We start from the raw sequence: 21771 nt of genomic DNA, 5'->3' as shown, positions 1-21771 counted from the left end.
AGTCACCCCTCCAGGGCCTGCCGCTCCAGCCATTCCAGGGCCTCGGCGACACAGAAAAACGAACCGAACAGCAGAATCTGATCATCCGCCGTCGCCTGCGCGCATTGCCCTTCAAGGGCGGCGTCGACGCTGGCGTAAGACTTCACCGCAGCGCCATGGTTCGTCAAGGCAGCAGCCAACTCGGCAGCCGGACGGCTACGTGGCGTATGCAATGGCGCTACCGCCCAGTCGTCGACCAAGCCGTGCAGCGGCGCGATGACACCCTGCAGGTCCTTGTCGGCGAGCAGGCCGAACACTGCCAGGCGCCGCCCCTTCAGCGGACGCGCAGCCAGTCGCCGGGCCAGATACTCCGCAGCGTGCGGGTTATGCCCGACATCCAGCAGCAGCTCCACAGCCCTGCCCTGCCAGGCCAGCTGGCGGCGATCGAGACGACCGGTGATGCGGGTGTCGAGCAAGGCCTGACGGATCTGCCCGGCCTCCCACGGCAAGCCCATCAGCAGGTAAGCCTGCAGGGCCAGGGCAGCGTTCTCCATGGGCAGGTCGAGCAGCGGCAGACCGTGCAACGTTACCGGCTTGCCGCCCGCAGTGACCCCGCGCCAGTCCCAGCCACCTTCACTGTCTGCCAGATCGAAATCACGGCCGCGCAGGAACAGCGGCGCCGCCAGTTCGGCGGCCTTGTCCAGCAACGGCTGCGGCGGATCGAGGTCGCCACACAGCGCCGGCTTGCCCTGGCGGAAGATGCCGGCCTTCTCGAAGGCCACCAGCTCGCGGGTATCGCCCAGGTAGTCGACATGGTCGACGCCGATGCTGGTCACCAGCGCCAGGTCGGCATCCACCACGTTCACGGTGTCCAGGCGGCCACCGAGGCCCACTTCGAGCACCACGGCATCCAGCTGCGACTGGCAGAACAACCAGAACGCCGCCAGCGTGCCCATCTCGAAGTAGGTCAGGGAAATTTCGCCCCGCGCCGCCTCGACGGCGGCGAAGGCTTCGCACAGGCGCTCATCGCTGGCTTCCTGGCCATCGATCAGCACCCGTTCGTTGTAGCGCAGCAGGTGGGGCGAGCTGTACACGCCCACCTTCAGCCCCTGGGCTCGCAACAGCGACGCCACGAAGGCGCAGGTCGAGCCCTTGCCGTTGGTGCCGGTCACCGTGACCACACGTGGCGCCAGCTTGCCCAGCGCCAGCCGGGCAAGCACCTTCTGCGACCGCTCCAGGCCCATGTCGATGGCCGAAGGGTGCAACTGCTCGAGGTAGGCGAGCCACTCGCCCAGGGATCGTTGTTTCATCACGCGACTGCAGCGACCTCGCGGGCCTGCTCCGGGGTCTGCTGGCCGGTCATCTGCGCCAGCAGGCGAGCCAGACGCGGACGCAGGTCGCCACGGGAAATGATCAGGTCGATGGCGCCGTGCTCCAGCAGGAACTCGCTGCGCTGGAAGCCTTCCGGCAGTTTTTCGCGCACGGTCTGCTCGATCACCCGCGGGCCGGCGAAGCCGATCAGGGCCTTCGGCTCACCGACGATGACGTCGCCGAGCATCGCCAGGCTGGCGGAAACGCCGCCGTAGACCGGGTCGGTCAGTACCGAGATGAACGGGATGCCTTCTTCGCGCAGGCGCGCCAGCACGGCCGAGGTCTTGGCCATCTGCATCAGCGAGATCAGTGCTTCCTGCATGCGCGCACCGCCGGAGGCGGAGAAGCAGACCATCGGGCAGCGGTTTTCCAGGGCGTAATTGGCGGCACGCACGAAACGCTCACCGACGATGGCACCCATGGAACCGCCCATGAACGAGAACTCGAAGGCGCTGACCACGATCGGCATGCCCATCAGGGTACCGCTCATGGAGATCAGGGCGTCCTTTTCGCCGGTCTGCTTCTGCGCACCGGTCAGGCGGTCCTTGTACTTCTTGCCGTCACGGAACTTCAGGCGGTCGACCGGCTCCAGCTCGGCACCCAGCTCGGCGCGGCCTTCCGGGTCGAGGAAGATGTCGATGCGCGCACGTGCGCCGATGCGCATGTGGTGGTTGCACTTGGGGCAGACATCGAGGGTCTTTTCCAGCTCCGGACGATACAGCACGGCCTCGCAGGCCGGGCACTTGTGCCACAGGCCTTCCGGCACCGAGCTCTTCTTCACCTCGGAACGCATGATCGATGGGATCAGTTTGTCGACTAACCAGTTGCTCATGCTTTCTTTCTCCAGTATTGGCGGACGGGGACCGGACTGGCCGGCCATGCCCTGCCCTTGAGCTCAAATTCTTCTATGAAACGATGACGGCCCGGCCGCAGGGGCTGCCTGCGTACCGCGCCGTCTTCAATCTGTGTTGTGGCCATGCGGCATGCCGCCGGCCGCCCCGCAGGGCTGCGAAACCTATGGACGATGGCGCGCCGCCAGCCGTCACATCTGCCGTCACGCCTGTTTCACCGCACGCATGAAGGCTTCGATCTTCGCCGCATCCTTGATGCCCTTGGCCTGCTCCACGCCACCACTGACATCCACCGCATACGGCCGCACCTGGGCGATCGCCTGGCCGACGTTATCGGCCGACAGCCCGCCCGCGAGGATGATCGGCTTGCTCAGCCGCGCCGGCACCAGCGACCAGTCGAAGGCCTCGCCGGTACCGCCAGGCACACCGGCCACGTAGGTGTCGAGGAGAATGCCGCGGGCGCCGGCATAGTGCTGGCAGGCGGCTTCCAGGTCATCGCCCGGGCGCACGCGCAGGGCCTTGATCCAAGGGCGATGATAGCCTTCGCAATCGGCCGGGGTTTCGTCGCCGTGGAACTGTAGCAGGTCCAGCGGCACCACCTCGAGAATCTCGTTCAGCTCGCAACGCGAGGCGTTGACGAACAGCCCGACCGTGGTCACGAACGGCGGCAGCTCGGCAATGATCGCCCGCGCCTGGCGCACGTCCACGGCACGCGGGCTCTTGGCATAGAAGACGAAACCGATGGCATCGGCCCCCGCCTCGGCGGCGGCAAGCGCGTCCTCGATGCGGGTAATCCCGCAGATCTTGCTGCGAACGTTGCTCATGGACTGCAAACCCTGAGTGAACTTGTGAAGGGCCCGATGTTAGCAAATGACTTTTGACGCGTCAGTCGGCCAACGCCTCGTAACCGCTCAAAAAGTGTGGGCCGATGTAACGCTGCGGCAGCTGGAACTCCTCCGGGTACTCCACTTGCACCAGGTACAAGCCGTAAGGGTGCGCGGTAACTCCGCCCTCGCGGCGGTTGCGCCCTTCCAGCACCTCGCGCGCCCATTCGACCGGGCGCTCACCGGCACCGATGGTCATCAGTACGCCGGCAATGTTGCGCACCATGTGGTGCAGGAAGGCGGTGGCACGCACGTCCAGCACGATCATCTGACCGTGGCGGGTCACGCGCAGGTGATGAATGTGCTTGATAGGCGACTTGGCCTGGCACTGGCTGGCACGGAAGGCGCTGAAGTCATGGGTACCGAGCAGGTACCGGGCCGCCTGGGCCATGCGCTCGACGTCCAGCGGGCGGTGGTTCCAGGTCACTTCCTCGGCCAGGTGAGCGGGGCGGATCGGGTCGTTGTAGATCACGTAGCGGTAGCGCCGGGCACAGGCCTTGAAGCGCGCATGGAAGTCGGCCGGCATCGGCCGCGACCAGACCACGCTGATGTCGTGGGGCAGGTTGAAGTTGGTGCCCAGGGTCCAGGCACGCTCGTCACGCACGGCGCGGGTGTCGAAATGCACGATCTGCCCGCAGCCGTGCACGCCGGCATCGGTGCGCCCGGCGCAGATGACGCTGATCGGCTCGTCGGCCACCTTCGACAGCGCCTGTTCGAGGGCCTGCTGGACGCTGGGTACACCGCTAGCCTGGCGCTGCCAGCCGCGGTAGCGCGAGCCCTTGTATTCCACACCCAGGGCAATGCGGGTGAAGCCTTCGGCGGCCGATTCGGTGGCGGCGGTGTCGATGATGTCCAAGAGCGTGAAACCTGTGGGTGATACGGAGTGGCGGGGATTATAACGACAACGGCAGCCCTGTAGGGCTGCCGTCGTGGTTGTTGCTGCCTGAAGCGGAATCAGACCAGGCGCGAGAGCATCTCTTCGGCTTCCTGACGCTGGCCGTCATCACCATCCTTGACCACTTCGTCGAGGATGTCGCGGGCGCCCTGGTGGTCGCCCATGTCGATGTAGGCGCGAGCCAGGTCGAGCTTGGTCGCGACTTCGTCGGCACCGGAGAAGAAGTCGAAGTCGAGGTCGTCTAGCGGCTCGGGCTCGGCGGCGGCGTCTTCGGCGGTGAAGTGCGGCTCCAGCGATGGCGATTCCAGGCTCTGCGACAGCTTGTCGAGCTCGGCGTTGACGTCGCTCAGTTCCGAAGCAAAGCTCTTGGCTGCCGGCGAGTCGTCATCCAGCGATAGCGACAGGTCGAAGTCTTCCGGCAGTTCCAGCTCGGAAATCGGGTCGAATTCCGGGATGGCGTCGAAGGCTGCCAGTTCGGCGGCAACATCCACCGGTTCTTCTTCTGTCGCAACCGGGGCAGCCGTTTCGCCACTGTCCAGATCGAAATCGGCCAGGTCGAAATCAGCCAGATCATCAACGCTCTGCGGCTCGGCCTGGGCCTGGGCCAACAAGGCTTCGAAATCGGCATCGGCATCGGTTTCCGAGGCAACAGCTGCCGGCTCGGCTTCCACCTGTGCTTCGGCCAGCGGCGCCTCATCCAGCATTGGCGGCTCGAGTTGATCATCCACCGGCAGATCATCACCCAGGCTCAGGTCGAAGGCGCTGTCCAGGTCGTTGTCATCGAGCACCGAGGTCTCGGTGAAAGCCTCGGCGGCGGCTTCAAGCTCAGGTTCAGGTGCTGGCTCAGGTGCCGGCTCTGGCTCGACGACCGCCTGCGGCTCAGGCTCTGCTTCTGCTGGCGCCTGCGGCTCTTCCTGAAGCAACTCCTGCACATACTGCTCGTCCATTTCGGCGGCCAGTGCCGCAGCACCCACGCCAGCGGCGGCAGCAGCAGCGAGCCCCAGCATGGCCGGGTAGCGCTCCTTGAGGCTGTTGACCTGCGCAGTGTTCGCTTCGCTGCCAGGCAGCTTGCGTTCCTGTTCAACGAAGGCGCTGTGATCGCCCTGGCGCGCGTAGACGTCCATCAGCTTGAGGCGCAGGGTGTCATTTTCCGGCTGCGCCGCCACGGCTGCTTCCAGCAGGTCAGCCGCGTGATTCAGGCGACCACGCGACAAGCTCAGATCAACCTCAGCCAGCAGTTCGGCATTCGGGTCCTGTACCGGCGCGGGCTCGGCAACCGCGGCCACGGTCGCGGGGGCAGGCGGTTTTTCCGCAGCCACGGCAGCAGCAGCGGAAGCCGCCACCACGGCAGGCGACAAGGTCACGCTCGGCGCGGACACTTCCAGCTCATCGAAGCTGCTTGGTGGCAGGTCGAGATCCGGGCTGCGCTCGCCCTCCTCGGCCAGCGCGCGGGCCATGCGCAGGTGTTTTTCCGCTTCTTGCTGGGCCTTGCGCTTGCGCGCCAACAGCAACAGCAGGAGCAACAGCACCAGGAACGCGGAGCCGGCGATCAGGCCGAGCACCACAGGGTTGGCCAGCATCTCGTCGATTGCGCCTGGCTGCGCAGGCGCAGCCTCGTCGGCGGGGGCTGCAGCCGGGGCCGTATCGACAGCGGCCGGCGCCGGCGCGACCACAGGCTCGGCCGGGGCCGCCTCTACCGCAGCGGGCTGCGCAAGGGCCGGCTCACCCGGCAAGGCGCCCGCAGGCGGTGCTTCAGCTGCCGCGCCCTGGGCTTCCAGGCGCGCCAACTGGTCATTCTTCAGCTGGATCAGCTTCTGCAGCTTGTCCATCTGGCTCTGCAGGTCGCTCACCCGGCTCTTCAGCTCGTCGTTGTCACGACGGCTGGTATCCAGGCTTTCCTGGGCCACCGCCAGCTTGTCGTTGATGGCCTTGGCGCTGTTGCCGCCAGCCTGCTTGCCGGGGCTGACCAGGCGCAGGTTGTCGCCCTGGGCTATACGCTCGGGCGCGGCATCGGCGGCACCGCGACGGGTGGCATCCAGCTGCCGCGCACGCGGCCCCAGGCGCCGGCCCTCACGCCAGGCCGCGTACTGCTCGGCCACTTCGCGATTGGCTTCACCCTGGGGAATGCTCTGGACCTGCTGCTGGTCGGGCAGGCGCAAGACCTGGCCAATCTTCAGCTGGTTGATGTTGTTGCCGATGAAGGCATCCGGGTTGAGCGCCTGGATGGCGATCATGGTCTGCTGCACCGAGCCACCGCTCTGAGTATTGCGGGCGGCGATCTGCCATAGGGTATCGCGGCGCTTGGTGGTGTAGCTGCCTGCGCTGCTGGTAGCCGGGTTGACATTGGCCGCTGCGGGCTGCTGGCCCTGGGCCTTGGCCTGGTCGAGCAGCACGCTGTAGTCGCGCAGCAGGCGACCCTGGGGCCACATGACCTGAACCAGGAACTTGACCACCGTACCGGGCAGTGGCTGGCTGGAGGTAACCCGCAGCACGCTCTTGCCGTTGGGGTTGATCACCGGGGTGAAGGTCAGGTCTTCGAGGTAGCTAGGAAACGCCACCCCGGCCTTGCTGAACTCTTCCGGTGGCGCCAGGCTCGGCGCCACTTCGGCTGCGGTGAGGTCGCGCACGTCGAGCAGTTCGATCTCGGCGTCCAGAGGCTGGTTCTGTGCCGACTTCAATGTCAGTTCACCCAACCCCAGGGCATTCGCCATGCCCGACGTCAGCGCAGACGCTGCCGCCATGGCCAGAACCAGTTTGCGAATTCGAAGCATGACCTCTTCCCTTGTATGAATCGTCCCAAAAACCTGCATGCGGCGCGGGACAAAAGTGCTTGCCAGTATCTTTTACGCCATGTGTTTAATCAACAATTGCGCCACCTGCACGGCGTTCAAAGCAGCGCCCTTGCGCACATTGTCGGTGGTTAACCAGAGGTTGAGCTGCTGGTTTTCGTCAATTCCATGGCGTACACGACCAACATAGACCACGTCTTGGCCGACTGCGTCACCGACCGGGGTCGGATAATCATCGTTTTCCACCAGCTCGACACTTTCGGCCTGTTCCAATGCCTGGTTGACCTGTGCCAGATCGACCGCGCGACCACTCTGCACCGCCACACTGAAGCTATCGCCGAAAAACACCGGGACTTGAATGCAGCTCACCGAAATCTTCAGCTCCGGCAGACCCAACAGCACGCGCAGTTCGCCAACCAGGCGGCGTTCCACGGCGGTATGACCCTGCTCGTCGACGGCACCGACCTGGGCCAGCACGTTGAAGGCCATCTGCCGATCGAAGAAGCGTGGCTCCAGCGGGCGGGCATTGAGCAGCTCGGCGGTTTGCCGGGCCAGTTCGCTGACCGCTTCGCGACCTTGCGCGGACACCGCCAGGGCGGCCATGACCTGCACCCGTTCGATATCCAGCTGACCCTTGAGCGGTGCCAGGGCAACCGCCACGGCAACGGCTGCGCAGCTGGGGCTGGTAATGCGTGCTGGCAGGGTCAGTGTGGCAATGCTGTCGCCATTGGCCTCCGGGACCACGGCCAGGGCATTTTCCAGGCCACCGGAAAGGTCGATGACCGTGCAGCCGGCCTGCTCGGCCTTGCTGGCAAAGCTGCGGCTGACGGCCGGGCTGGCGGCGAAGAAGGCCAGCTTGACCTGGGCGAAGTCGAAGCTGTCGACTTCACGCACCTTGAGCTTCTTGCCGGCGAACATCACGCTGCTGCCCGCCGACTCCATGCTGGCCAGCAGGTGCAGGGTGCCGACCGGGAAGGCCAGTTCTTCGAGGATCTGCACGAGGGTTTCACCGACGCTGCCGGTGGCGCCGACGACGGCGATGTCCAGGGGGATGGTCATGGTAGAGATCCTTTTGCTGAAACGGCGGGGGGCGGCACTTTACTTGGATTGTAGTGTTTTGTCTTTGCTGGCCTTTTCGCGGCGGTTCGACGCCTTGATGAGGCCGGCACAGGCATAAAAAAACCCGCGCTGTCACCAGCGCGGGTTTTCGGTGCAGCAGCAGCGATCAACGCTCCAGCAGGATCCGCAGCATGCGGCGCAGCGGTTCGGCGGCGCCCCACAGCAGCTGGTCACCCACGGTGAAAGCGCCCAGGTACTGGGAGCCCATGTTCAGCTTGCGCAGGCGACCAACCGGGATGTTCAAGGTGCCGGTGACCTTGGTCGGGGTCAGCTCTTGCATGCTGATCTCGCGCTGGTTCGGCACCAGTTTCACCCACGGGTTGTGCTGGCTGATCATGCCTTCGATGTCGGCCAGTGGCACGTCCTTGTTCAGCTTGATGGTCAGCGCCTGGCTGTGGCAGCGCATGGCGCCGATGCGCACGCAGATGCCATCGACCGGAATCGGGCTCTTGAAGCGGCCGAGGATCTTGTTGGTCTCGGCCTGGGCCTTCCACTCTTCGCGGCTCTGCCCGTTCGGCAGCTCCTTGTCGATCCACGGGATGAGGCTGCCGGCCAGCGGCACGCCGAAGTTCTCGGTCGGGAACGCTTCGCCACGCATGGTCTCGGCCACCTTGCGGTCGATGTCGAGGATGGCGCTGGCCGGGTTGGCCAGGTCATCGGCAACGGCCGCATGGGTAGCGCCCATCTGCTTGATCAGCTCGCGCATGTTCTGCGCGCCCGCACCAGAGGCCGCCTGGTAGGTCATGGCGCTCATCCACTCGACCAGGCCGGCCTCGAACAGGCCGCCCAGGCCCATCAGCATCAGGCTGACGGTGCAGTTGCCGCCGATGTAGTTCTTGGTACCGGCGTCGAGCTGCTGGTCGATGACCTTGCGGTTGACCGGGTCGAGCACGATGACCGCGTCATCCTGCATGCGCAGCGACGAAGCGGCATCGATCCAGTAACCCTGCCAGCCGGCTTCACGCAGCTTGGGGAACACCTCGTTGGTGTAGTCGCCGCCCTGGCAGGTCAGGATCACGTCGAGGGTCTTGAGTTCTTCAATCGAATAAGCGTCCTTGAGCGGAGCAATATCCTTGCCCACGTTCGGGCCCTGGCCACCCACGTTGGACGTGGTGAAGAACACTGGCTCGATAAGGTCGAAATCCTGCTCCTCCAGCATCCGCTGCATGAGCACGGAACCGACCATGCCGCGCCAACCGATCAGACCTACACGTTTCATCGCAACTACACCTTTGCTAAAAGTGGGCCGCCACCTCGAGTTTTTGGTGGCGGGCCAGAGAGATTACAGATTCCGCAGCGCTGCGACTACTGCGTCGCCCATTTCCTGCGTGCCTACTTTGTCGCAGCCGGCCGACCAGATGTCACCGGTACGCAGGCCCTGGTCCAGCACAACGCTGACAGCCTTCTCGATCGCCTCGGCTGCTGCCTGCTGGTTGAAGCTGTAACGCAGCATCATCGACACCGACAAGATGGTCGCCAGCGGGTTGGCGATGCCCTGCCCGGCGATGTCCGGAGCCGAACCATGGCAAGGCTCGTACATGCCCTTGTTGTCGGCGTCCAGGGATGCCGAAGGCAGCATGCCGATGGAACCGGTCAGCATGGAAGCTTCATCCGACAGGATGTCACCGAACATGTTGTCGGTCACTACCACGTCAAACTGTTTCGGGGCGCGGACCAGCTGCATGGCAGCGTTGTCGACGTACATGTGGCTCAGTTCGACGTCCGGGTAGTCCTTGGCCACGTCTTCGACCACTTCACGCCACAGCTGGCTGGAAGCCAGGACGTTGGCCTTGTCCACCGAGCACAGCTTCTTGCCGCGCACGCGGGCCATGTCGAAGCCGACACGGGCAATACGGCGCACTTCGCTTTCGCTGTACGGCAGGGTGTCGTAGGCCTGGCGCTCGCCGCCTTCCAGCTCGCGCTGGCCACGCGGGGCACCGAAGTAGATGCCACCGGTCAGCTCACGGACGATGAGGATATCCAGGCCCGAGACGATTTCCGGCTTCAGCGAGGAAGCGTCGGCCAGTTGCGGGTAGAGGATGGCCGGGCGCAGGTTGGCGAACAGGCCCAGTTGCGAACGGATTTTCAGCAGGCCGCGTTCCGGGCGGATGTCACGCTCGATCTTGTCCCATTTCGGGCCGCCCACGGCGCCCAGCAGCACGGCGTCGGCCTTGCGCGCACGTTCCAGGGTTTCATCGGCCAGCGGTACGCCGTGCTTGTCGATGGCGGCGCCGCCGATCACGTCGTGCTCAAGGCTGAAACCGAGCTGGAACTTGTCGTTGGCCAGCTCCAGCACCTTGACCGCCTCGGCCATGATTTCCGGGCCGATGCCATCACCTGGGAGAATCAGAATCTGCTTGCTCATGCTTTCCTCTATCCATTCACGCGGTGCGGCCAAACGGGCCCCACCGAAAAATTCTTATCGCTCGGCCCACAACACCAGCACATCGGTGCTGAACGAGCCATCGGCCTCGATCTGGTAATACTGCCGTACTTCTTCGCCCATGGCTTGCTGCAATTGGAGGATGGCAACGCGCATCGGCTGCGGGGTGCGCATGCGCTCGACCCAGCTGCTGAACTCCAGGCGCAATGGCTGGCGCGTGTGGCTGCGCACGTGCAGGCCGGCTTCGCTGACCTGGCGCTGCCATTCGGCGGCAGAGTAGTCGCGCACGTGACTGGTGTCGCGCAGCACTTCCACAGTCTGCAGGTAGGTGTCGAGCAGCGGGCTGCCCGGCGACATCACGTCGATGAACGCAGCCACGCCACCCGGCTTGAGCACCCGGCGCACTTCGCGCAGGGCCAGGCCGAGGTCGCTCCAGTGATGAGCCGAATAGCGGCTGAAGACGAAATCGAACGAAGCGTCGGCGAACGGCAAACGTTCGGCGGCACCGCGTTCAGTGGTGATATTGCCCAGGCCGCGCTCGCTGGCGGCGCTGGCGACCACGTCGAGCATCGATTGCGAGAGGTCGTAGGCGACCACTTCGGCGACCAGGGGCGCGACATGAAAACTGACATGACCGGCACCGCAACCCAGGTCCAGCACGCGGGCATTGCCACGCCCTGCCAGTGCTGCCTGCAGCAGGGCAAATTCGCTGCCCTGGGCGTGCACGGCGCTGCTGAGGTAGGCGCTGGCCTGTTCGCCGAACTGGCGTTGGACCACATCGGTGTGGGTGGTACTGGTCATGGTTAAATCCTTTTGGTTTTTTGTTGCCTGTTCTGGCCCTTTCGCGGGCTTGCCTGCGAAAGGGCCAGTACTGCCACCTACAAACAATCAGGCATCACGGAACAGCCAAGGCTGGCCGACGCGGTGCTTGCCTTCGAATGCCTTGATCGCGTCGCTGTCCTGCAAGGTCAGGCCGATGTCGTCCAGGCCATTGAGCAGGCAGTGCTTGCGGAACGCGTCGATCTCGAAGTGCAGCACCTTGCCATCCGGACGGGTCACCGCCTGCGCCTGCAGGTCGATGGTCAGCTGGTAGCCAGGGTTGGCTTCGACCTGCTTGAACAGCTCGTCGACCTCTTCGTCGCTGAGGATGATCGGCAGCAAGCCGTTCTTGAAGCTGTTGTTGAAGAAGATGTCAGCGAAGCTCGGCGCGATCACGCTGCGGAAGCCGTATTCGTCCAGCGCCCACGGCGCGTGCTCACGGCTCGAACCGCAACCGAAGTTCTCCCGCGCCAGCAGCACGCTGGCCCCCTGGTAACGTGCGTGGTTGAGCACGAATTCCTGGTTCAGCGGGCGCTTGCTGTTGTCCTGGTACGGCTGGCCGACATCCAGGTAACGCCACTCGTCGAACAGGTTGGGGCCGAAGCCGGTGCGCTTGATCGACTTGAGGAACTGCTTGGGGATGATCTGGTCGGTGTCGACGTTGGCACGATCCAACGGCGCAACGAGACCGGTGTGCTGGGTAAAGGCTTTCATGCTGCGCTCCCTTGGATCAACTCGCGGACATCGATGAAGTGGCCGGTCACCGCGGCGGCGGCGGCCATGGCCGGGCTGACCAGGTGGGTACGGCCACCGGCGCCCTGACGGCCTTCGAAGTTGCGGTTGGAGGTGGACGCGCAGTGCTCGCCACTTTCCAGGCGGTCCGGGTTCATCGCCAGGCACATCGAGCAGCCCGGCTCACGCCATTCGAAGCCGGCTTCGAGGAAGATCTTGTCCAGGCCTTCACGCTCGGCCTGGGCCTTGACCAGGCCCGAACCCGGTACCACCAGCGCCTGCTTGACCGTCGCGGCGACCTTGCGGCCCTTGGCGATCTCGGCGGCGGCGCGCAGGTCTTCGATGCGCGAGTTGGTGCACGAGCCGATGAATACGCGGTCGAGCTTGATGTCGGTGATCGCCTGGTTGGCGGCAAGGCCCATGTACTTGAGGGCACGCTCGATCGAACCACGCTTGATCAGGTCTGGCTCGGCGGCCGGGTCCGGGACACGCTGGTCAACGGCCAACACCATCTCCGGCGAAGTACCCCAGCTGACTTGCGGCTTGATCTGCGCAGCGTCCAGCTCGACCACGGTGTCGAACACGGCGTCGTCGTCGGAAACCAGGTCCTTCCACGCTTCAACGGCACGCTTCCAGTCCTCGCCCTTCGGCGCGTACGGACGGCCTTCGACGTAGGCGACGGTGGTGGCATCCGTTGCTACCAGGCCAACACGGGCACCGGCTTCGATGGACATGTTGCAGATGGTCATGCGGCCTTCCATCGACAATTCGCGGATGGCGCTACCAGCGAATTCCATGGCATGACCGTTACCACCGGCGGTGCCGATCTTGCCGATAACGGCAAGGACGATGTCCTTGGCAGTGACGCCGGCCGGCAACTGGCCTTCGACACGCACCAGCATGTTCTTCATCTTCTTGGCGACCAGGCACTGGGTGGCGAGCACGTGCTCGACCTCGGACGTGCCGATGCCATGGGCCAAGGCACCGAAAGCGCCGTGGGTGGAGGTGTGCGAGTCGCCGCAGACCACGGTCATGCCTGGCAAGGTGGCGCCCTGCTCCGGGCTGATGACGTGGACGATGCCCTGGCGTTCGTCGTTCATCTTGAATTCGACGATGCCATATTCGTCACAGTTCTCATCGAGGGTCTGCACCTGCAGGCGCGACACCTGGTCGACGATGGCTTCGATGCCGCCCTTGCGCTCTGGCGTGGTCGGCACGTTGTGGTCCGGGGTGGCGATGTTGGCATCGATGCGCCACGGCTTGCGGTTGGCCAGGCGCAGGCCTTCGAAGGCCTGGGGCGACGTCACTTCGTGAATAATATGGCGGTCGATGTAGATCAAGGACGAGCCGTCATCACGGCGCTTGACCTCATGGGCTTCCCAGAGTTTGTCGTAGAGCGTTTTGCCAGCCATCAGACTGTTCCTCATCAGCGTCTTTCTATGCCAAAGACCCCTTGGCTTGTACGGACGATGCTATGGGGTTAGATTGAATAACTCAAATTCATATTTTTTATGCTTTGGATAACCAAAAGGAATCCTGAATCGTGGACCTGGCCAACCTGAGCGCCTTCATTGCCATTGCCGAGACCGGCAGCTTCTCCGGCGCTGGCGAACGCCTGTTCCTGACCCAGCCTGCCATCAGCAAACGTATCGCCGGCCTGGAGCAGCAACTGGATGTGCGCCTGTTCGATCGCCTGGGCCGCGAGGTGACCCTGACCGAAGCCGGCCGTGCCCTGCTGCCCCGCGCCTATCAGATCCTCAACGTCCTCGATGATACCCGACGGGCGCTGACCAACCTCAACGGCGAGGTGAGCGGTCGCCTGACCCTGGCCACCAGCCACCATATCGGCCTGCACCGCCTGCCGCCGCTGTTGCGGGCATTCACCCGCCAGCACCCTGCGGTGGCGTTGGATATTCAGTTCATGGATTCAGAACAGGCCTACGATGAAATCCTCCATGGCCGCGCTGAAATTGCCGTCATTACCCTCGCCCCCGAGCCTCATCACCTGGTCAGGGCCGTACCGGTATGGGACGACGCCCTGGATTTCGTGGCGGCACCCGAGCATCCACTGGCCAGCAACCAGGCAGTCAGCCTGGCCGATGTCGCCCGCCACCCGGCGGTATTCCCCGGCGGCAACACCTTCACCCACCACATCGTCCAGCGCCTGTTCGAAAGCCAGGGCCTGACGCCGAACATCGCCATGAGCACCAACTACCTGGAAACCATCAAGATGATGGTGTCGATCGGCCTGGCGTGGAGCGTGCTGCCCCGGACTATGCTGGATGATCAGGTTGCACCCATCGCCTTGCCCGGCATACAGCTGTCGCGCCAGCTAGGCTACATTCTGCACACGGAGCGCACGCTATCGAACGCTGCAAGGGCCTTCATGGCCCTGCTCGACAGCCACGCAGGGTCCGCCTGACCGGTCGTCAGCTCGGCATTTCCAACTCATGGACGCGTCACACGCCAAAGGTCTGGTACCAATGCCCAAATCAGCAAATCGCTTTCCGCGCCTGCCGCGCATCCCTGCGGCCGACCCTCAGGAATCGGAACAGGCCTGGCAGAATGCCCCGCAGCTGCTGGCCGCACTCAATGGCGCACGCCTGGGCGCCTGGCTGTGGGATATCGACACCGGCCGGATCAGCTGGTCACGGGGTACCCAGGCGCTGTTCGGCTTCGACCCGCAACGCCCGCTGCCCAATGACATCGACTACCTCGACCTGCTGCCGGAAGAAGACCGCGCCCGCACCCGCCAGCTGTTCCACGCGGTGGTCAATGGCGAGCCGGTGGAACAGGCCATGCGCCATCGCATCCGCTGGCCGGACGGCAGCCTGCACTGGCTGGAAATCAACGGCAGCCTGACCCACGATCGCCATGGACGACGCCAGATGATCGGGGTGATCCGCGAAATCACCCGCCAGCGCGAACGGGAAACCGCGCTGATCAACTCGGAAAAGCGCTTCGCCACGTTGTTCCACCTGAGCCCCAACGCCATTTTGCTGAGCCGCCGCCAGGACGGCATGATCATCGAGGTCAACCAGCACTTCGAGGACATGTTCGGCTGGCCCGGCGGCCAGGTCATCGGCAAGACCAGCCTCGAACTGGGCCTGTGGGTCAACCCCGAGCAACGCCACCAGGTCATCGAGGCCACCCGCGGCAACCACGGCCCGGCGATCATGGAAGTGCAGTTCCGTGCCAGCACCGGCAAGCTCCACGACGGCATCCTGTGCACCCAGAGCATCGAGATGGAGGGCGTCACCTACCTGATCAGCACCTTCGTCGACACCACCGAGCGCAAACGCGCCGAACAGGCCCTCAAGGACAGCCAGGAGCGCCTCGACCTGGCGCTGGACTCGGCACAGCTGGGCACCTGGGACTGGCACATCCCCAGCGGCATGCTCTACGGCTCGGCCCGCGCCGCGCAATTGCACGGGCTGGACCCGGTGCCGTTCCATGAGTCGTACGACGCGTTCTTCGAGGGCGTACCGGAACACGAACGCGCCAGCATGCGCCAGGCTTACCGCAGCCTGCGCGAAGGCCCGGCCGGCAACTACCAGATCACCTACCGCGTGCAACTGGAAAACGGCACCTCGCGCTACATCGAAAGCCGTGCACGCCTGTATCGCGACGACCAGGGCAACCCGTTGCGCATGGCGGGCACCCTGCTCGATATCACCGAGCAGGTGGAGCGTGAACAGCGCCTGAGCGCCTCGGAAGAAAAATTCGCCAGCCTGTTTCAGGTCAGCCCCGACCCGATCTGCGTGACCCGCCAGGACACTGGCCAGTTCATCGAGATCAACCCGGCCTTCACCCAGACCTTTGGCTGGAGTGCCGAACAGGTGATCGGCCGTACCGCCGAAGAGATCGGCCTGTGGGCCGAATCGACCGAACGCGCCCAGCGCATCGAACGGGTGATCCGCGAACAGGCACTGAGCAATGTGGCTGTGGTGGTCAACCACCGCAACGGCGCGCCGCTGACCTGTGTCATCGCCAGCCGCCTGATCAGCGTCGATGACCAGCCGTGCAGCGTCACCACCCTACGCGACATCACCCAGCAGCAACGCGCCGAGGCGGCGCTCAAATCCAGCGAAGAGAAGTTCGCCAAGGCCTTCCACTCCAGCCCCGACGCCATCACCATCACCGAGCGCCGCAGCGGCCGCTACCTGGAAGTCAACGACGGCTTCTGCCGGCTGACCGGCTACAGCGCTGACGAAGTGATCGGCCGCAGCGTCTACGAAGTCGGCATCTGGGCCGACGACAAGCAACGCAGCGCCCTGCTCACCGAACTCAAGGAGCGCGGCCGGGTGCACCACCGGGAGATGCTCGGGCGCAACAAGCGCGGCGACATCCTCACCGTGGAGGTGTCGGTGGAGCCGATCAGCCTCAATGAGGTCGACTGCCTGCTGCTGACCGCCCGCGATGTCAGCCAGCTGAAGAACGCCCAGGCGCAGATCCGCCACCTCGCCTACCACGACCCGCTGACCAACCTGCCCAACCGCGCCCTGCTGATGGACCGCCTGAGCCAGCAGATCGCCCTGCTGCGCCGCCACAACCTGCGTGGCGCGCTGCTGTTCCTCGACCTTGACCACTTCAAGCACATCAACGACTCGCTCGGCCACCCGGTGGGCGACACGGTGCTGAAGATCATCACCGCACGCCTGGAGGCCAGCGTCCGCCTGGAGGACACGGTGGCGCGCCTGGGTGGCGATGAGTTCGTGGTGCTGCTCAGCGGCCTGGAAGGCAGCCGCGAGGCCGTGGAAAACAAGGTCCGCGAGCTTGCCGACACCTTGCGCGAACTGCTGGCCGAGCCGATGTCGCTGGACGGCCAGCGCCTGCAGGTGACGCCGAGCATCGGCGTGGCGCTGATCCCCGACCATGGCGCAACCCCGGCCGACCTGCTCAAGCGCGCCGACATTGCCCTGTACCGGGCCAAGGATTCGGGGCGCAACACCACCCAGCTATTCCACACCACCATGCAAAAGGCCGCCAGCGAGCGCCTGCGCATGGAAAGCGACCTGCGCCTGGCCCTGGCCCGCGGCGAGCTGGCCTTGCATTTCCAACCCCAGGTCGACGCCCGCGACAATCGCATCGTCGGTGCCGAAGTGCTGCTGCGCTGGCACCATCCACAGCTGGGCCAGCAACCGCCCGCGCAATTCATCCAGGTACTCGAAGAAAGCGGCCTGATTCTGGAAGTTGGCAGCTGGATCCTCGACGAAGCCTGCGACGCTTGCGCACACATGCTGGAAGACGGCCTGATCGACGCCAATGACTTCAGCCTGTGCGTGAACATCAGCCCGCGGCAGTTCCGCCAGAACGATTTCGTCGAGCGTGTGCTGCGCAGCCTGGACGACTACCGCCTGCCGCGGCAGATGCTGAAGCTGGAGATCACCGAAGGCATCGTCATCCAGAACCTGGAAGACACCATCAGCAAGATGCGTGAACTCAAGCGCTACGGCGTGAGCTTTGCCATGGACGACTTCGGCACTGGCTATTCCTCGTTGACCTACCTCAAGCGCCTGCCGGTGGATGCGCTGAAAATCGACCAGACGTTCGTCCGCGACGCGCCGGAAGACCCCAACGATGCCGAGATTGTCCGCGCCATCGTGGCCATGGCCCGCAGCCTTGACCTGGCGGTGATTGCCGAAGGGGTGGAGCTGACCGAGCAACTGGCGTTTCTCGAACGCCTGGGTTGCCACCTGTATCAGGGCTACCTGCACAGCCGACCGCTGCCGCTGCCGGAGTTCAGGCAGATGTTGCTGGAAGCACCGGCGGATTACTGAAACAAAAAAAGGGCACCCGAAGGTGCCCTTTCTTTCATCCCGCCGAACTCAGTTCAAGGCTGGCTTGTCGCCATTGATCGGGATGCGCTTGGCCTTGGCCTCTTCCGGCACGATGCGCAGCAGGTCGATGCTGAGCAGGCCATTGGCCAGGCCCGCCGACTTGACCTCGATATGGTCAGCCAGACGGAACGACAGCTTGAAGGCGCGCTGGGCAATCCCCTGATGCAGGTAGGTCACTTCAGCGGCGCCGTTTTCGCGCTTGCCACCGATAACGGTCAGGACACCCTTTTCGACTTGAAGGTCGAGGTCCTGCTCCTGGAAACCGGCTGCGGCAACCACGATGCGATAGTGGTCATCGCCATGTTTTTCCACGTTGTAGGGAGGGTAGCTGCTACCCGCCTCGTTGCGTGCTGCGGACTCGAACAGGTCATTGAAACGGTCGAAGCCAACGGAATGGCGGAACAGTGGAGCGAGAGAGAAAGCGGTAGTCATGGTCATGAACTCCTGAGATTCAGCAAGTAAAGTCACTACGCGACCCGACTTCGGCATCGCGTACTCAAGAGATAGGGTCGGCGGGAAAGCTTTCAAGGGGCGAGCTGAAAAATCTGTTCGAAGCTGATGGCCCTTTCGCGGGACAAGCCCGCGAAAGGGCCAGATCAGGCAACACAAGCCTCGAAGGAGATCGCATCAACCCCAAGCAACCGACTGATCCGAGCGCAATCATCCTCACGCCGCAGCTCGGCAAACAGCACCACCGCCTCGGGATAACTGCGGGTCAGCATCGCCAGCCACTGCTTCATCCGCCCCGGCGCATAGCGCGGCGACAGCTTGGCCTGGGCCTGGCGCCAGAACTCGCGCAACAACGGCAGCAGCCCATCCCAGCTCATCGGCTGGTAGTCGTGCCCATCCCGTGCCGCCGTGATCTGCAGGGCCAGGTCCGGGCGCGACACCAGCCCGCGCCCCAGCATGATGTCTTCGGCACCACTGACTTCGCGGCACCGCCGCCAGTCGTCGACGGTCCAGATTTCACCGTTGGCGAATACCGGCACCCGGACCACATCCTGCACCCGCGCCACCCACTCCCAGTGAGCGGGTGGCTTGTAGCCTTCAACCTTGGTCCGCGCATGCACCACCAGGTGCGCCGAGCCACCCTCGGCCAAGGCCGTGGCACAGTCCAGCGCCCCGTCCGGGCTGTCGAAACCCAGGCGCATCTTGGACGTGACCGGGATGTGCGCCGGCACCGCGCGACGCACTTCACGGACGATGGCATGCAGCAGTTCAGGCTCCTTGAGCAGCACCGCACCACCACGCGACTTGTTCACGGTCTTGGCCGGGCAACCGAAGTTCAGGTCGATTACCGGCGCGCCCAGTTCGCAGGCCAACGCGGCATTCTCCGCCAGGCATACTGGGTCCGAACCCAGCAACTGCACACGCATCGGCACGCCAGCAGCCGTGCGGGCACCCTGACGCAGCTCAGGGGCGAGCTTGTCGAACGAGGAAGCCGGCAGCAGGCGGTCGCACACGCGGATGAACTCGGTGACGCACCAATCGATGCCGCCCACTCGGGTCAGGACGTCGCGCAGGATGTTGTCGACCAGCCCCTCCATGGGGGCCAGGGCAATTTGCATGTCTGGGTCTCGGCGGAAAAAGGCGGCAGTCTAGCAAAAAATGCTGCCGCTTCAGCTGCCGATCAGCGCCGGCCCGTAACCGTCGAGGAACTCCGCCGGCATGCGCTTGGGCTTGCCGCTGGACAGCTCGATGCAAGCGAAGGTGGTCTGCGCGCGCAGCAAGGTCACACCATCGCGTGGGCGCTTGAGCTGGAAGCGCCGGGTCATGCGCAGGCGCTGGTCCCAGTCGATGATCCAGGTGGCCAGTTGCAGCTCATCATCCTCGTAGCCTGCTGCGAGGTAGTCGATTTCGTGACGTACCACTGCCATGGCGCGGTCCAGGCGCCGGTATTCGGCCAGGTCCAGGCCCAGGCGCTGGGAGTGGCGCCAGGCGCAGCGCTCCAGCCAGGTCACGTAGACCGCGTTGTTGGCGTGGCCGAGGCCGTCGATGTCCTCGCTGCCGACGCGCAGGTCGATGATGAATGGCGTTTCCAGGTCCCAGCTCATGCCCGCTCCCACTATCAGTGAACGGGCGGAGTGTAACGGAAGTTCAAGCGCTCTGCCGCGAAGGTTCACGGGCCAGCAGCTCCAATACCGCCTCGCCCAGGCGCGGGTCAGCCAGCACGCGCTGGTGCCCACCTTCCTCCAGCAGCATCAGCCGGCTATCGAACCAGGCCTTGTGGATGACCTGCGCCTCACCGGCAGGCACCAGCGGGTCATCCGCGGCATGCACTACCAGACCGGGCAGTTCCAGTTGGTAACCGCTGACATCGAGGCGGGCGATCTGCATGCCGACATCCTGTTCAACCTGACGAATGAACGCCGCCCTGGCCCGCGCAGGCAAGCCCAGACGATGGGCAAACCCACGCAGCACACCAAGCAACTGCGCTGGCGCCGCAATGCTCACTGCAGCCTCGGCACGCAGCCCCATCTGCAGGGCCAGCATCACACTGGCGCCGCCCATGGAATGACCGATCACGGCACGCAGCGGCGGCAGTTCGGCGGCCGCTTCCAGCAGCGCCCGGGCAAACAGCACCACATGCGCCTGCTGGCCGGGCGAGCGGCCATGGGCCGGGCCCTCCAGCGACACCACCGTGTGCCCCGCCTGCACCAGGGTTTCGATCAGAGCCGCGAACTGGGTTGGGCGGCCTTCCCAGCCATGCATCAGCAACACCGTCGGCCCCTTGCCCCAACGCAAGGCCGACAGACCGAAGCGCAAGGTGATGCGCTCGGCACTGGCCAGCAGCGGCAGCTCCCATTGCCGGGGCGGCAGGTTGCGCGGGGTCATGAAGGCACGGCGCATCTTGCCGGCAATGTGTTCGGGGGCCAGTCGACCCAGGGTGCCATTCACGCCACGAATCCAGCTCAGGGTAGTCATCGCCTTGCTCCAGGATCAGGGGTATCAGAGAACTGCCGACTTGGCGGCACGCAGAATGCGATCAGACAACTCACCCGGGCCCAAGGCCCGCGCCAGGGCCAGGCCACCGATCATCAGGGCCAGATCAGCCAAGGCTTTGTCGGCGTCTTCCGGGCGGTCGACCATGGCCGCCGTCATCAGCTCGATATGCTCGGCCAGCACTTCACGGAAGGCCTCGGGCAGGCGCTGCATCTCGCCGAGCGAATTGGGCAGCGGGCAGGCATGCACTTCGGCGTCACGGTGCTTGCGCGACAGGTAGAAGGCGCTCACCAGGGCCCGGCGCCCTTCCCCATCCAGGTTCGGGTCGACCTGGGCAAGCAAGGCACGGCGCTCGTTCAACAACTGGCGGAAGGCCTCGAGCATGAGCTCGTCCTTGCTCTCGAAGTGCGCGTAGAAACCGCCAACGGTCAGGCCTGCCGCGCCCATTACCTGGCTGACGCTGGGCTCGGCCGGGCCATACTGGATCAACGCGCTGCGGGCCGCTTCGAGAATGCGTTCGCGGGTCTTGCTCTTCTTGTCGCTCATGCGCTGGCTCGCCTCAAATATGATGATCGAAATATTATTCTCATCATATTTTTTGGCAAGCAGAATTTGCCACCGCTTGTCGGCGCCAACATTTTTGGGGAGGGAGAAAAACAAAAGGCCCATTCAATAAGCGAATGAGCCTTTAAAGTCCCGCAAAACGCGGGTAAAAATGGCGTCCCCTAGGGGACTCGAACCCCTGTTACCGCCGTGAAAGGGCGGTGTCCTAGGCCACTAGACGAAGGGGACGTAACCTTCGCAAAGATTCAATGAATCGAACCCTGGCAGAATTGGTGGAGCTAAGCGGGATCGAACCGCTGACCTCCTGCATGCCATGCAGGCGCTCTCCCAGCTGAGCTATAGCCCCGAAACAAAAGACTCATTCAATATGCGAACGAGCCTTTTTAAATCCCGCAAAACGCGGGTAAAAGTGGCGTCCCCTAGGGGACTCGAACCCCTGTTACCGCCGTGAAAGGGCGGTGTCCTAGGCCACTAGACGAAGGGGACGTAACCTTCGCGAAGATTCGATGAATCGAACCCTGGCAGAATTGGTGGAGCTAAGCGGGATCGAACCGCTGACCTCCTGCATGCCATGCAGGCGCTCTCCCAGCTGAGCTATAGCC

At 64.3% G+C, this 21771-nt stretch carries 18 protein-coding genes and 3 tRNA genes; 2 read left to right on the top strand and 19 right to left on the bottom strand.

Annotated elements, in window-relative coordinates:
• Positions 1 to 2: 2 nt before the first annotated feature.
• The 11 genes from folC to leuC form a co-directional block, all read right to left on the bottom strand.
• Positions 3 to 1289: a bifunctional tetrahydrofolate synthase/dihydrofolate synthase gene (folC, locus tag ACIPZ8_RS27000; protein ID WP_400729960.1), complete on the bottom strand. Its 1287-nt coding sequence runs from the start codon at positions 1287 to 1289 to the stop codon at positions 3 to 5.
• Positions 1289 to 2182, bottom strand: coding sequence for an acetyl-CoA carboxylase, carboxyltransferase subunit beta (accD, locus tag ACIPZ8_RS26995; RefSeq protein ID WP_400658856.1), 894 nt, complete (start codon positions 2180 to 2182; stop codon positions 1289 to 1291). The genes folC and accD overlap by 1 nt, the downstream gene beginning before the upstream one ends.
• Positions 2183 to 2404: 222 nt before the next feature.
• Entirely contained in the window at positions 2405 to 3025 is a 621-nt protein-coding gene (locus ACIPZ8_RS26990) for a phosphoribosylanthranilate isomerase (protein ID WP_110638360.1), read from the bottom strand.
• Positions 3026 to 3086: 61 nt separating this feature from the next.
• Positions 3087 to 3941: a tRNA pseudouridine(38-40) synthase TruA gene (gene truA / locus ACIPZ8_RS26985; protein WP_400729957.1), complete on the bottom strand. Its 855-nt coding sequence runs from the start codon at positions 3939 to 3941 to the stop codon at positions 3087 to 3089.
• A gap of 98 nt (positions 3942 to 4039) precedes the next feature.
• Positions 4040 to 6751 carry a FimV/HubP family polar landmark protein gene (locus ACIPZ8_RS26980; protein ID WP_400729955.1) on the bottom strand — a complete coding sequence of 904 codons (2712 nt, stop codon included), beginning with the start codon at positions 6749 to 6751 and terminating at the stop codon, positions 4040 to 4042.
• Positions 6752 to 6823: 72 nt separating this feature from the next.
• On the bottom strand, positions 6824 to 7828 hold the full coding sequence (locus tag ACIPZ8_RS26975) for an aspartate-semialdehyde dehydrogenase (protein ID WP_400729952.1): 1005 nt from the start codon (positions 7826 to 7828) through the stop codon (positions 6824 to 6826).
• Between the two features lie 166 nt (positions 7829 to 7994).
• A complete protein-coding gene (asd, locus tag ACIPZ8_RS26970; RefSeq protein ID WP_079227077.1) occupies positions 7995 to 9107 on the bottom strand; it encodes an aspartate-semialdehyde dehydrogenase in 1113 nt (370 codons plus the stop codon).
• Positions 9108 to 9170: 63 nt separating this feature from the next.
• On the bottom strand, positions 9171 to 10253 hold the full coding sequence (gene leuB / locus ACIPZ8_RS26965) for a 3-isopropylmalate dehydrogenase (protein ID WP_400729949.1): 1083 nt from the start codon (positions 10251 to 10253) through the stop codon (positions 9171 to 9173).
• Positions 10254 to 10307: 54 nt separating this feature from the next.
• Positions 10308 to 11072: a methyltransferase domain-containing protein gene (locus tag ACIPZ8_RS26960; RefSeq protein WP_400729946.1), complete on the bottom strand. Its 765-nt coding sequence runs from the start codon at positions 11070 to 11072 to the stop codon at positions 10308 to 10310.
• Positions 11073 to 11159: 87 nt separating this feature from the next.
• On the bottom strand, positions 11160 to 11804 hold the full coding sequence (gene leuD / locus ACIPZ8_RS26955; RefSeq protein ID WP_294334445.1) for a 3-isopropylmalate dehydratase small subunit: 645 nt from the start codon (positions 11802 to 11804) through the stop codon (positions 11160 to 11162).
• Positions 11801 to 13234, bottom strand: coding sequence for a 3-isopropylmalate dehydratase large subunit (leuC, locus tag ACIPZ8_RS26950; RefSeq protein WP_103449728.1), 1434 nt, complete (start codon positions 13232 to 13234; stop codon positions 11801 to 11803). The genes leuD and leuC overlap by 4 nt, the downstream gene beginning before the upstream one ends.
• 131 nt (positions 13235 to 13365) lie before the next feature.
• Here leuC and ACIPZ8_RS26945 point away from each other — a divergent pair, with 131 nt between their 5' ends.
• Together ACIPZ8_RS26945 and ACIPZ8_RS26940 are read left to right on the top strand one after the other, a co-directional pair.
• Positions 13366 to 14244 (top strand): LysR family transcriptional regulator, encoded by an 879-nt coding sequence (locus ACIPZ8_RS26945; protein ID WP_294334442.1) that lies wholly within the window; start codon positions 13366 to 13368, stop codon positions 14242 to 14244.
• Between the two features lie 61 nt (positions 14245 to 14305).
• Positions 14306 to 17602: a PAS domain S-box protein gene (locus ACIPZ8_RS26940; protein WP_400729941.1), complete on the top strand. Its 3297-nt coding sequence runs from the start codon at positions 14306 to 14308 to the stop codon at positions 17600 to 17602.
• Between the two features lie 48 nt (positions 17603 to 17650).
• Here ACIPZ8_RS26940 and ACIPZ8_RS26935 read toward each other — a convergent pair whose 3' ends face one another.
• From ACIPZ8_RS26935 to ACIPZ8_RS26900, 8 genes are all read right to left on the bottom strand, one after another.
• Positions 17651 to 18094 (bottom strand): Hsp20 family protein, encoded by a 444-nt coding sequence (locus ACIPZ8_RS26935; RefSeq protein ID WP_012313453.1) that lies wholly within the window; start codon positions 18092 to 18094, stop codon positions 17651 to 17653.
• 164 nt (positions 18095 to 18258) lie between these two features.
• On the bottom strand, positions 18259 to 19230 hold the full coding sequence (locus ACIPZ8_RS26930; RefSeq protein WP_400729938.1) for a tRNA dihydrouridine synthase: 972 nt from the start codon (positions 19228 to 19230) through the stop codon (positions 18259 to 18261).
• Positions 19231 to 19281: 51 nt separating this feature from the next.
• Positions 19282 to 19716, bottom strand: a complete 435-nt coding sequence (locus tag ACIPZ8_RS26925) for a thioesterase family protein (protein ID WP_110638349.1) — start codon at positions 19714 to 19716, stop codon at positions 19282 to 19284.
• Positions 19717 to 19759: 43 nt separating this feature from the next.
• Positions 19760 to 20587, bottom strand: coding sequence for an alpha/beta hydrolase (locus tag ACIPZ8_RS26920; protein WP_400729935.1), 828 nt, complete (start codon positions 20585 to 20587; stop codon positions 19760 to 19762).
• A 24-nt stretch (positions 20588 to 20611) separates the two neighbouring features.
• The gene (locus tag ACIPZ8_RS26915) at positions 20612 to 21151 is read right to left on the bottom strand and encodes a TetR/AcrR family transcriptional regulator (RefSeq protein WP_400729932.1); all 540 of its coding nucleotides are present in this window, start codon (positions 21149 to 21151) and stop codon (positions 20612 to 20614) included.
• Positions 21152 to 21321: 170 nt separating this feature from the next.
• Positions 21322 to 21397 (bottom strand) — tRNA-Glu (locus ACIPZ8_RS26910).
• Between the two features lie 42 nt (positions 21398 to 21439).
• Positions 21440 to 21515, bottom strand: a tRNA-Ala gene (locus tag ACIPZ8_RS26905).
• A gap of 64 nt (positions 21516 to 21579) precedes the next feature.
• A tRNA-Glu gene (locus ACIPZ8_RS26900) sits at positions 21580 to 21655 on the bottom strand.
• Between the last annotated feature and the right edge of the window lie 116 nt (positions 21656 to 21771).

This window comes from Pseudomonas sp. NPDC089422, assembly GCF_044749405.1.
In the GTDB taxonomy this organism is placed as follows: Bacteria; Pseudomonadota; Gammaproteobacteria; order Pseudomonadales; family Pseudomonadaceae; genus Aquipseudomonas.
The sequence above is the reverse complement of the archived record's forward strand: the minus strand, read 5'-3'. Positions and strand labels throughout refer to the sequence as shown.